Source organism: Streptomyces sp. NPDC005492 (genome assembly GCF_040605995.1).
Taxonomy (GTDB): Bacteria; Actinomycetota; Actinomycetes; order Streptomycetales; family Streptomycetaceae; genus Streptomyces.
This window is the reverse complement of sequence record NZ_JBEXDX010000088.1, coordinates 1,985-14,036: the sequence shown is the minus strand read 5'-3', so window position 1 is coordinate 14,036 and position 12,052 is coordinate 1,985. Positions and strand designations below refer to the sequence as shown.

Annotated in this window: 7 protein-coding genes and 3 pseudogenes; 5 read left to right on the top strand and 5 right to left on the bottom strand. The window is 70.4% G+C overall.

The features are described from left to right. Positions 1-273: pseudogene (locus ABZT04_RS45055) on the top strand (slipin family protein); the annotation flags it as partial. Between the two features lie 230 nt (positions 274-503). Further along, positions 504-1,586 carry a S1 family peptidase gene (locus ABZT04_RS45050; protein ID WP_356066285.1) on the top strand — a complete coding sequence of 361 codons (1,083 nt, stop codon included), beginning with the start codon at positions 504-506 and terminating at the stop codon, positions 1,584-1,586. Between the two features lie 53 nt (positions 1,587-1,639). Here the strand turns inward: ABZT04_RS45050 and ABZT04_RS45045 are convergent, their stop codons facing one another. From ABZT04_RS45045 to ABZT04_RS45030, 4 genes are all read right to left on the bottom strand, one after another. Continuing rightward, positions 1,640-2,710, bottom strand: a complete 1,071-nt coding sequence (locus ABZT04_RS45045) for a DUF3533 domain-containing protein (protein WP_356066282.1) — start codon at positions 2,708-2,710, stop codon at positions 1,640-1,642. 232 nt (positions 2,711-2,942) lie between these two features. Further along, complete coding sequence (locus tag ABZT04_RS45040; protein WP_356066280.1) at positions 2,943-3,923, bottom strand: ImpB/MucB/SamB family protein; 981 nt, start codon at positions 3,921-3,923, stop codon at positions 2,943-2,945. Beyond that, positions 3,920-7,366 (bottom strand): DNA polymerase III subunit alpha, encoded by a 3,447-nt coding sequence (gene dnaE / locus ABZT04_RS45035; RefSeq protein WP_356066278.1) that lies wholly within the window; start codon positions 7,364-7,366, stop codon positions 3,920-3,922. Before dnaE ends, ABZT04_RS45040 begins: the two co-directional genes overlap by 4 nt. Positions 7,367-8,147: 781 nt before the next feature. Beyond that, positions 8,148-8,522, bottom strand: a complete 375-nt coding sequence (locus ABZT04_RS45030) for a cupin domain-containing protein (protein ID WP_356066276.1) — start codon at positions 8,520-8,522, stop codon at positions 8,148-8,150. A gap of 118 nt (positions 8,523-8,640) precedes the next feature. On the opposite strand from ABZT04_RS45030, the gene ABZT04_RS45025 reads away from it, so the two are divergent. Further along, entirely contained in the window at positions 8,641-9,084 is a 444-nt protein-coding gene (locus ABZT04_RS45025; RefSeq protein WP_356066273.1) for a MarR family transcriptional regulator, read from the top strand. Positions 9,085-9,230: 146 nt separating this feature from the next. Further along, the gene (locus ABZT04_RS45020; RefSeq protein ID WP_356066271.1) at positions 9,231-10,088 is read left to right on the top strand and encodes an alpha/beta fold hydrolase; all 858 of its coding nucleotides are present in this window, start codon (positions 9,231-9,233) and stop codon (positions 10,086-10,088) included. A gap of 68 nt (positions 10,089-10,156) precedes the next feature. Here ABZT04_RS45020 and ABZT04_RS45015 read toward each other — a convergent pair. Further along, a pseudogene (locus tag ABZT04_RS45015) lies at positions 10,157-11,180 on the bottom strand (lytic polysaccharide monooxygenase). 747 nt (positions 11,181-11,927) lie between these two features. Between ABZT04_RS45015 and ABZT04_RS45010 the strand changes: the two are divergent. Next, positions 11,928-12,052 (top strand): annotated as a pseudogene (locus tag ABZT04_RS45010) (IS5/IS1182 family transposase); the annotation flags it as partial.

Here is a 12,052-nt window from a genome sequence, read left to right as displayed (position 1 = left end):
GAGGCCGCGGAGCAGATGTCCGAACAGCCCGCCGCACTCCAACTCCGCCTGCTGCAAACGGTGGTGGCGGTCGCCGCCGAGAAGAACTCGACCCTCGTGCTGCCCTTCCCGGTGGAACTGCTCCGCTTCCTGGAGCGGGCGGCCCCGGTCGCGCCCGCGGCACCCGTGACACCGGTTGCCCCTGTGGCACCGCAACCGGTGCAGGAGCAACTTCCGTCCGCCGAGCCCCAGTCGGATCCGGAATCCGAGGCGTCGAATTCAGGACAGGACTAGACCTCACCGGCTGATGACCGTTCCTCGCACGCGGTGTTTGCAGTGCGAATGGCCTGGGGTGACCGTGAACAGTCAAGTCGGTGGGGCGTGCAAGCGCGTTCAGCGCACGACCTGAAGTCGACCTTGTGCGCCCCCTGTGAGATTGGGAAGAGTAGGCGCTCGTCAACCTTCCTTTCGGCCTGTCGGGTGCTCATGACCTGCCGGGCCGACCCCCCACAGGAGGACACGAGTTGAAGCACCGACGCATATCCCGACGGCGGGCAGCCGTGGCCGGCGCGGGCATAGCCGCACTGGTCGTCGCGGGAGTCACCTTGCAGAGTGCGAACGCCAGCGAGACCTCGCAGGCGACCGCACCCCACACCCTCTCGGCGCTCGCGGCCGGAAAGCTCGCCTCGACGCTCGACAAGAACCTCGGCAGCGACGCGGCCGGCACGTTCTACGACGCGAAGACCAAGAGCCTCGTGGTCAACGTGCTCGACCAGACGGCCGCCGACACCGTCCAGGCGGCCGGCGCCCGGGCGAGAATCGTCGAGAACTCCCTCGCCGAGCTGACGAGCGCCCGTACGACCCTCAAGCAGGACGCCACCATCCCCGGCACCTCATGGGCGACCGACCCCACCACCAACAAGGTCGTCGTCACCGCCGACCGCACGGTCTCCGACGCCGAGTGGGCCAAGCTCACCAACGTCGTCGACGGACTCGGCGCCAAGGCAGAACTCCAGCGCACCAAGGGGGAGTTCAAGCCCTTCATCGCGGGCGGCGACGCCATCTCCGGCTCGGGCGGCCGCTGTTCGCTCGGCTTCAACGTGGTCAAGGGCGGCGCGCCGTACTTCATCACCGCCGGGCACTGCACCGAGGCCATCTCCACCTGGTCCGACTCCAGCGGCAACCAGATCGGCACGAACGAGCAGTCCGACTTCCCGGACAACGACTTCGGCCTGGTCAAGTACACCTCGGACGTCGCCCACCCGAGCGCGGTCGACCTCTACAACGGCTCCTCGCAGGCCATCACCCACGCCGCCGACGCCACGGTCGGCGAGAAGGTGACCCGCAGCGGCTCGACGACCCAGGTGCACACCGGCACGGTCACCGGCCTGGACGCCACCGTGAACTACGGCAACGGCGACATCGTCAACGGCCTGATCCAGACCGATGTCTGCGCCGAGCCCGGTGACAGCGGCGGCTCGCTGTTCGACGGCGACGCGGCGATCGGCCTCACCTCGGGCGGCAGCGGCGACTGCACCTCGGGCGGCGAGACCTTCTTCCAGCCGGTCACCGAGGCGCTGTCGACCTTCGGCGCGCAGATCGGCTGAGCTGTCGTACGACGTCGTGACGTCCCGTCCCCGCGCGCGAGGGGACGGGACGTTCATGTGCCCGCATCCGCCGACGCCGGTCGGTCCAGGAGGTGTTCGTGCTTCCGCCGCAGCGTCGCGGCCAGCAGGGTGACCACGATCCCGGCGAGCGCCCATGCCGAGAGGACCAGCAGCGGGCCGGTCACGCCGTTGCCCTTGAAGTAGGCGATCGAGCGGGCCACCCAGGTTCCGGCGCCCGGTGGCAGCGCGGGGCCGATCGCGTTCCAGAACGGCGGCAGCAGCGGCAGCGGGAAGGCGCCGCCCGCGCTCGGGTTGCCCGCGATCACCACCAGCAGGATCGCCAGCCCGATGCCTACGACCCCGAAGACGCCCTGCAGTGCGAGGGTCGCCGCCCCGACGGCGAACGTGACCAGCGCGCCGAGTCCCCAGAGCGCCGTCACGCTCCCGGGCAGCGCGCCCAGGACCGGTCCGATGATCACCGCGCCGCCGAGACCGCCGACGATCGCGACCAGTGCCATCACGATCAGCCGGATCACCGCGCGGCGCGGGTTGGCGGGCCGGGCGCCGGTGCTGATCGCCAGGATCGAGGCGCACAGATAACCGCCGACGCACCAGCCCACGACCAGATAGAAGGACGACAGCCCGTCGAAGTCCTGGGCGGAGGCCGGGGCTACGTCGACGGTCCGGATCGTGCGCCGCTCGGCCTTCTCCAGGGTGGCGGTGATCGTCTCCAGGGTGGTGGCGAGGACCGTGCCGCCGCCGGTGGCGACCAGGAGGGTGTCCGTGCTGCCGCGCGGATCGATGACGAGAGCGCCGTCGATGTCCCGGTTCAGGATCTGCTCCCGCGCCCGCGCCGCGTCGGACACCACGCGCGGATCCAGCGGCGACCCCGGCAACCGCTCCAGCCGACTCACCGTCTGCCCGGCCGTGACCCCGGGCGCCACAACCCCGAAGGGCACATCCCTGGGCTTCGGATGATGGAGCGCGCCCACATAGGAGGCAATGAAGAGGAGCTGAAGCGCGACCACACCGATGACAAGGAGGGTGGCCCGCGGGGTCACCGCGTCCTTCACCTCACCGAGAAAGGACGTACGGGACGCACCGGTACCGGGGGTCTCTGTCATGTCCCCACGGTCTCGGCGGCCCGGTGTTCGCGCAGGTGGGACGGGTCCGAACGGATGCCGTATGTGCGTTCGAGGGTGGGCGCAGGGTGGTCTCCGGACACTTCCTGCGCTACGGCGCCTCGCACCCTGGCGCGAGATCTACGGCGACGCCCTGCGCCCGGCCGGTCGCCGACATCCTGGACTCCGCGTGCCGGCTACGCGCTCGGCGAAGCGAACGGCTCCTGGAGCACTCTCAGTTCACCAGAGCGGCCGGCCGTACGGCGTCGGCTCCGAAGCGGCGGCGGGCGCGGTCCGCCGCCGCTTCCGCCGCGCGGGCGCGGTCGTCGGCGCGGTCCAGGGAGAGCTGGCGGTAGGCGTTGTCGGCCGGCAGCAGGGCGTCGGCGCGGATCAGGAAGGCGCGGACTCTCGCCCGCTGCAGCCCGAGGGCGTCCAGCAGACCCAGAGCGGCTGTCGCGAGGGCCGGTGAGTGGTCGGTCGGCTCCGGCAGGGTGCGGGTGCGGGTGGTGGAACTGCGGTCGGCGTACCGCACGGTGAGGGTGAGCCGGCCGCTGACCTGGTGCTCGACGCGCAGGCGTTGGCCGATCCGGTCGGCGAGTTCCAGGACCGCTCGGTGCTGCCGCGCCGGGTCGAGGCAGTCCCGTTCCAGTGTCAGCTCGGTGGTCAGGTGCGCCGCCGGCTCCGAAGGGAGGACCGGGCGGGGATCGTGGCCGCGGGCCCGCTCGGCCAGCAGCCGGGCGGGGCCCACGCCGAGGAGGCGTTGCAGGGTCGCCGGGGGCAGATCGGTGATCTGGCCGATGGTGTGCAGGCCGTATCGGGTGAGCTTTTCCGTGGTCGCGCGGCCGACGCCCGGCAGCGCGGCGACCGGGCGGGCGTACAGCCAGTCGGTGGCCTGTCCGTCGGGGATCCCGGTGGTCTCGCCGGGCGCGGACGCGTCGGACGCCATCGCCGCCAGCATGCGGTTGCCCGCGAGTCCGGCACTGCAGTCGATGCCGTGGAGCCCCTTCAGTCTGAGCATCACCATCTGGACGACACCGTGGGGAGACCTGTCGAAGTACCGGAGCGCCGACGTCAGATCGAGTTGGACGGCGTTCGGCGGCAGGGTCTGGACATGGGGCGTGATCCCGTACATCAGTTCGACTACGTCGCCGTACTGAGCCTCGGTCAGTTCCGCGTGCAGATGGAGGTGGGCGATGTGCCGCCGGCGCGTGGTCATCCCGCACTCCCCGGACTGCGATGGCCGAACTTCTTGAGATCGGCGGAGCGGGTGCCGGCGGGCTGGAGGTCGGCGTAGGGGTGGAGGCGGGCGCCGGTGGTGCCGTTGGCCAGGGTGCGGCGTGGCTGGGCGGGGGTCGGGTGCGGGCGGGTCTCGCCGAGGAGGGCGAGGGCGGCCTCGGGGCCGTGGTCGCGGCGGGTGCCCGCGATCTCGTCCAGGTCCCAGGCCATGGTGCCGACGACGGTACGGCGGGTGCCGCGCACCTGGACCGTGCCCCGGACCAGCAGCAGCCCGCTGTGGAAGACGGTGTGCGCGCAGGCCGGGTGGGAGTCCTCGAAGAAGGCCAGGTCGACCAGGCCGGAACCGTCCTCCAGGGTGACGAAGATGATCCGCTTGCCGCTCGCGATCGGCGGAGTCTGGGTCGAAGCCCGCACACCGGCGACCAACACCTGCTGCCCCGCGCGCAGTCCGGCCAGATGGGCCGCGTCGGTCGCGCCGATCTCGCGCAGCAACCGGTGGTGATGCTCCATCAGATGCTTGGAGACGTCGATGCCGAGTGTGTTCAACTCGGCGCTCAGCGCCTCGCGTCCGGTCATCTCCGGCAGACCGCTCGGCTCCGCGCCGCCAACCGCACCTGCCTCAATGGGCAGTTGCCCCTCGTGCGCGGACCGGGTGCGGGACTGCCGGTGCAACTCGGCGATCTGGAGCAGCAGATCACGCCGGGTGAGACGGCCGTCGTGCAGCGAGCCCAGGGCACCGATCTCGGCCAGGCGTTCGGCGACCGGTCTGCTGGGACGGGCCCGCTGCCAGAAGTCCGACAGCGATCCGTACGGCTGCCCCGCCTCCGCCCGCGCGCACTCCTCCTCACTGATGCCGCGCACCCCGGACAGCGCGAGCCGTACACCCCATCGCCCTCCGTCGGCCTTCTCCACGGTGTGCTTCGTCCGGGAACGGTTGATGTCGACGGGCAGGACCTGTACGCCGCCCCGGCGGGCGTCGGCGACCAGGACCCGCTTGGGCCACATACCGGGATCGTGTTCGAGGAGACCGGCCAGCAGGAACGCCGGGTAGTGCGCCTTGAGCCAGGCGCTCTGCAGCGCGGGCACGGCGAAGGCGACCGCGTGGGCACGGCAGAAGCCGTACGCGCCGAAGGCCTCGACGGTCCTCCAGACCTCGTCCCGGACGGCCGCGCTGTAGCCACGCGCGCGTGTCCGCTCGTGGAACCAGTCCCTGATCCTCGGCAGTTCGTCCTTGTCGCCGAGCGCCCGCCGGGTGAACTCGGCGTAGGCCCGGTCGCAGCCGGTCATCACCGACAGCGTCTCGATGATCTGCTCGTGCCAGATGGTCACGCCGTAGGTGTCGGCGAGCACCGGCTCCAGGTCCCGGTGCGCATAGGACGGCGTACCGCCGTGGCGGGCGGCGATATAGCGCTCGGGCATACCGCCGGCCACCGGGCCGGGACGGAAGAGGCTGATGTCGGCGATGACGTCCTGGGGGTCGCGGGGCTGTAGCCGGGAGAGGAGATCCTGCTGGCCGGGGGACTCCAGTTGGAACAGGCCGAGGGTCCGGCTCTCCTGGATGAGCTTGAAGGCGAAGACGTCGTCCAGCGGCACCTGCTTGGGGTCGTCCAGGTCGATGGGGGTGCCGGTGGTCCGTTCGATCTCGGCGACGGCATGGGCCATGGCGGACTGCATCCGCACGCCCAGGACGTCGAGTTTGATGTTGCCCAGCGCCTCGATCTCCTCCTTCGCGGCCATCGCCATGGGGTAGTCGCCCTGCGGAGTGGGCTGCACGGGCAGCCGGTCCAGGAGGGTGGCGTCGCTGATGACCACGCCGCAGGGGTGCATGGCCATGCCGTGGACCAGCGAGTCGAGGCCCTCGGCGAGTTCCCACAGCGGCCCGAACCGGTGTGCCTCGGCGGCCAGTTGGCGCAGCTCGGGCAGTTCGGCGAGGGCATTGGTGATGTCGGAGGCGCGCAGGTGCGGGAAGCTCTTGGCGATCCGGTCGATGTCGGCGGGCGGGATGCCGAGGGCGAGGCCGGTGTCGCGCAGGGCCCGGCGTGCCCGGTAGGTCTCGGGCATGGCGGTGACCGCGACCCGTTCCTTCCCGAACCGTTCGAAGATCGTGTCGTAGCACTCCAGCCGTCTGGCGGACTCCACGTCGATGTCGATGTCGGGCAGTGTCTTCCGGCGCAGGTTCAGGAAGCGTTCGAACAGCAGGCGGTGGTCGAGCGGATTGGCGGTCGCGATGTCCAGCGTGTGGCAGACCAGCGATCCGGCGCTGGAGCCGCGGGCCGCGACCCGGATGCCCTTGGCCCGGATGTCGGCCACGACCTGGCCGACGGCGAGGAAGTACGAGTCGTAGCCCAGCCCGGAGATCACGTCGAGTTCTTCGTCCAGCCGGTCGAGCGCCGTACGGTCGCGGTCGAGTCCGCGTCTGGCCAGACCGGTCTCACACTGTCCGCGCAGCAGTTCCGCGGCGCCTGTCGGCTCGGCACCGAAGAGCGAGGGTTCCGGGAGGTGCGGGGTGCCGAGTCCGAGGTCGGCCTTGGGGTCGACGACGCATTCGGCGGCTGTGGCGGCGGTGTCCGCCATCAGACGGCGGGCTCGCCGGATGTCCGCCCCGGCGCACTCGGCGACCATCCGCGCGATGCCCTCCATGCCTCTCTCGTCCTTGAGCCAGCGTTGTCCGCTGTCCAGTCGGCGCCGGTCGACCGGGCGCAGCAGTCGTGCCGCGTCCAGGACGTCGGCGAGGCGGTGCTGGTCGGGGTCGGCGTAGCGGACGGCGTTGGAGAGCACGGCGGTGGTGCGGGTGCGGTCGGCCAGGGCCAGGGTGCGGGCGGCCAGCCGGAGCGATCCCGCTGCGGTGCTAAAACGTTTCTGCGCTACGGCCTCCAGTCGGACTCCCTCCCCGAAGACCTCCCGCCAGGGCGCCAACAGCTTCACCGCGACATCCTCCCTGCCCACCGACAGCGCCCGAACGGGCTCCGAGAGCGGTCCGAGCAGCACCGTCAGCCCGGGACCGCCGTACTCACGCAGCGCCTCCCACGGCACCACCGGTGCCGTACCGGACACGGCCCCGATGTGGGCGGCGGACGTGATGCGGCACAGCCGCGCCCAGCCCGCCCGGTTCTGCGCGAGCAGCACGAACCGCAGGGGCGGCTCCACGACGTGTGCGCCGCCCCGCGCCGGGGTGCGGCGGCGCTGGACCGGCGGCGGGGGCGCCAGGGCCTCCACCGCCAGGTCGATGCCGAAGACCGGTCGGACCCCCTCTTCCGCACAGGCCTGCGCGAATCGAACAGCCCCGGTGACCGTGTCCCGGTCGGTGAGCGCGAGGGCCGCCATGCCCCGTTCGCCCGCCCGCCGGACGAGCTGCTCGGGATGGGAGGCGCCGTAGCGGACGGAGTAACCGGAGGCGACGTGCAGATGAGCGAAGCCCGCCATGCCGCACCTCCATCACTCCACCCCTTTTCGGCCATGTGCCCGATACGTCCATCGTACGCTCGTTCGATTACTCTAACCCCATCGACCCTGGTCGGCGACCTGCATTCGAACACGTCAGCGATTTTTTGGGAGGTGGACGCAGTCCGAAATCGATGCCATTCCGTCAGCCCTCAAGCCGGGCAGGGCGGTTGAGGAAAATCGACTCCAGGGCGCATGTCGCGCGTGGCTGTCCAGTGGTCCGGGAGGGATCCATGGGCCGGGGCGGCTGGGAGCGGGGTGGCGGGAATGGGGCCGCGCTCGCGTGCGATCAGGTGCGTCTCGGCGCGCCCGCGACCGGTCGGGGAGGGCGCGGGCGCCGAGTGGCGGAGATCGGTCGGCCGCGGAGGCGGGTCGCCGTTTCTCGACCGGTCGCTCTTGCCGGCGTCACGCGCCATCGGGCGGGTGCGGATCTGTGTGGCGCGTGCTCGGCGAAGGAGTGGGGTGCGCGACGGGGATGGTGGCGTCCCGCCAGGTGGGTGCAGCTATACGGACCGCGTGTCTCCGATCGGGGCCGGGACGGCGGTTGCCGACCAGTGCGCCCGGACGCCGTGTGCGCTGCTCGTCGGCGCGAGGACCCCGAATCCGGCGCGGATGCGGCTGCATCGCCCAACCGACCTGCGGAGTCATGAACTCCGCGCCGCTACACCACTCGGCGGGACGCCACCGCAGGGATCGTAGAACCTGACGAGGTCAAGTTTCTTCGGCGCGGTGATTCACCCGCGTAACTCCGTTCGTACGTACGTCAGTTGGCCCACGGCGGCACGATGTGCGTGCCGTCGGCCAGGTCCGCCTCCAGGCCGATGGATGTGGCGACCCAGGTGATCACGGTCCGGTCGGTGGGGTTCTCGGCGCCGAAGGTCGCTCCGGGGTTGATGATCAGCGTGTCGCCCGCGCCGACCCGTTCGGTGCGGCCGTCGAGCGTGATCACCAGCTCGCCTTCGAGGATGTGCAGGATCTCCTCACGGTTGACGGTGTGCAAAGGCGCTTTGGTACCGGCCGGGATCTCGCCGCGCCACGCGCAGAGTTCCTTGCTGCCGGTGCCGGGGTGGGCGTACGAGACGAAGCGGGCGCCGTGGATCTCGTGGACGACGGCGTCGGACGGGTGGACGACGGGCATGGCTGCCTCCAGAAGCGGGGGTTGGAAGTGGATGGTTGCGTGATGGTCAAGCTGCTTGACCATATGGATCACATGGTCAAGCGGCTTGACCGGTTCGTCAAGGTGTTTCAATGCCCCTGTGGAGAACTCCGAGGTCATGGCTCTGGCCGCCGCCCTGCTTGCCGCAGCCGGCGACTTGACGCGGCGCATCAATGACGGGGTGGAGTCCCGCGGATTCGAGGCGCGCCCGGCGTACGGCTTCGCCTTTACGCGGCTCGCCCCGGACGGTGCGACGGCCACCGAACTCGCCGCCCATCTCGGCGTCACCAAGCAGGCCGCGAGTCAGCTTGTCGACGAACTCGTGCGCAAGGGGTATGTCGAACGGCGTCCGCATCCCGGGGACGCGCGGGCCCGGCTGGTCGTCCTCACCGAGCGGGGCTGGGCCTGCACGCGGGCCGCGGAGGAGGCCGCCCTGGAGGCCGTGCGGCCGTGGGTGGAGCTGCTGGGTGAGGGTGAAGTGCGCGTGTTGCGTGACCGTTTGGGGCGAATTGCGCCCTACGGTCCCATCAGGCCCACATGGTGACCGGTTATCGCTGGAAGTTTTTACTGACGCGTAACTTCACACTTCACCTACTCACTCGTAACTTGACGAGTGAACAGCATTCTTGTGATCCGGATCACAGGGCGTAAGGCCGTCGCAACTCCCTTGAGCCGCAAGGAGATCACACGATGCTGCCCTGGAAACGAGTGCTCAGACCCCTGACCGCGCTGCTCCTGACCGCCGCCGTCGCCGCCCTCCCCACCGCCGCCCACGCGGCGAGCGCCCCGAGCACCGGCTGGAACGACTACGACTGCAAACCCTCCGCCGCCCACCCCGACCCGGTCGTCCTCGTACACGGCACGTTCGCCAACAGCACCGACAACTGGCTCGTTCTCGCGCCGTATCTGGAGGCCCGCGGATACTGCGTCTTCTCCCTCGACTACGGCCAACTTCCCGGTGTCCCGCTCATCTACGGACTCGCCCCCATCGACAAGTCGGCAGAGCAACTCCAGGTCTACGTCGACAAGGCGCTCGCCGCGACCGGCGCCGCCAAGGTCGACCTCGTCGGCCACTCGCAGGGCGGCATGATGCCCCGCTACTACCTCAAGTTCCTCGGCGGCGCCGCCAAGGTGGACACCTTCGTCGGTATCGCGCCCGACAACCACGGCACCACCCTGGACGGCCTCACCCAGCTCCTGCCGTACTTCCCCGGCGCCCAGGACGTGATCTCCGCCGCGACCCCCGCCCTCGCCGACCAGATCGCCGGCTCCGCCTTCCTCACCAAGCTGAACGCGGGCGGCGACACCGTCCCCGGCGTCCACTACACGGTCATCGCCACCCGGTACGACGAGGTGGTCACGCCGTACAGCAGTCAGTTCCTGAGCGGATCCGACGTGCACAACGTGCTGATCCAGAACCTGTGTTCAGCCGATCTCTCCGAGCACGCCCTGCTCGGGCTGTCCGACCGGATCGCCTTCCACGAGGTCGCCAACGCCCTCGATCCCGCGCACGCGACCACCACCACGTGCCTGTCGGCCCTCAGTTGACCGCAGACACACCGCGGGGCCTGTCCAGCCTGAGCCGCCGGACAGGCCCCGCCCCCTGGACGGCCGTGCTAACGGCCGTGCCGTCCACCGCCGTTGATCGCGCGACGGCGGACCGAGGCGAACAGGGCCGCCGCGCCGAGTGCCAGGGAGGCCGCGCCGCCCATGGCGAGATACGGCGAGTCGTCGTGGGCGCCGGTCTCGGCGAGATCCTGTGAACTCCCCGCTGCCTGCTGCTCGTTGGCCTCGGCCTGCGCCGCGACCGGCTCCGCCGAGGTGCTCGCGTCCGCGTCCCCGTGGCCGTTGTGCTCGACGGTCGACTTGTCGGCACCGGCGGCGATCTGCGCGTCGGAGGGGGGTGGAGGCGGACGGCGCCGGAGTGGTCGGGGCGGCGGGGGTGGGGCTGGGGGCCGGGGTCGAACTGCCCGCCGCACCACTGCCGTTGGAGACCGTGCCGCTTTCGCCGAAGGTGACGTCCGAGCAGGAGTAGAACGCCTCCGGGCTGTCCGAGCGCTGCCAGATCGCGTACAGGAGCTGCTTGCCGGAGCGCTGCGGCAGGGTGCCGGAGAAGGTGTAGAAGCCGCCCGAGGCGACCGGGTCGGTGCTCGTCGCGACCGGGTGCTCCAGGTCCAGATCGGCCCAGGCGAGCGGCTGCGAGGGGTCGTAGCCGGACTTGGTGAGGTACACCTTGAAGGTGCCCTTGTGCGGTGCGGTCACGCGGTACTTGAAGGTGTACGACCCGCTGCTCACGCTGGTCGCCGGCCAGTCCGCGCGGGCCAGGTCGAGGCCCTTGAACTCCTCGTTGTTCGCGCTGCACAGCTTGCCGTCCGGGATCAGCGTCTGGTGCTGCCCGTTCGCGTCACCGATCCGGATGCCGTTCCAGTCGTAGAGCGCCTGCGTCCCACCGGCCGCGACCGCCGCCCTGCATGCGGCCGAGCCGGGGTTCTCCGGGTTCTCCGCGTAGCACTGCGACACCCTGCTGACCGGGTCGCCCATCGAACCGTGCGCCGCCGCGGGCGTCGCGGCGAGCGCGGTCAGCGCGAGCGGGGCCATGCCGACGACGGCGACGACGGCGGCCTTGCGGCGTGCGGGCATGGGGGAGCTCCAACTCCTCGGACGGTTCGCGGGGCGGGGGACGGTGCCCGGGACGGATCCCGTGGGGGTGATCAGAAGTTAGCCCCTGGAAACCGCGAAATCGCCTGCTGGAGACGGGGGAGGGAGATCCTTATGGTGGCGTTAAGGCAGGGCTAATCGAGGGCTCAGGGAGAGAGGAGGAGTCCCCTCGGCTCACCTGCATCCGAGCGGTTCCACTGTCCGCAGCAGTTCGTGTGCGTCCGTGGTCGGGCGCCTCTGTTGGCTCCCGGCTCCGCCTTGAAGGTTTGTGGTCCGCGAGCGATCTCCGGCGAATGACGTCGATGCAGCACTGGCAGTTGGCCGAGCGTTGGTCGTTGGTCGCCTTGGGCCGTCCTTCGACGGCCCGCAGACGGCCCCGCTGACGTGCACCGGCAGGTTTACAGCGGGCTCATTTCATCCCTGATGACCTGAGACTTTCCGTATCCTGGCTGCTGCCGGGGCCACCTGGGGGAGTCGGAAAGATCAGACTCGCGGCGCAAGACCGGTGCCGGGCGCGGGGTAGGGAGGGATGTCACAGTAGGGCGGTTTGCCCACTTGGTTGCCATCGCCGTTCGGATGAGTCACATGACGGGCATCATCTTAAGCAGACGACGAGACAGCCACTGCGCACCGGGAGGCGTCAACTAGAGGTTGTCCCGTAACCGGTGGGACGGTTGGTGCGTTGGCTGGGCACGGGGTGGGGTGATCTGAGCAGATGATCCGAAGTGGATCGAGCCATTCTCCGGGTTGACCGAGGCGCAGTTCGCCAGGCTGGTGGTGTCGTGGTGGTGACGTTCAGCGCGGCCGTCCCTGGCGGCTGCCGCTGGAGGACCGGGTATTGCTGGTAGCGACGC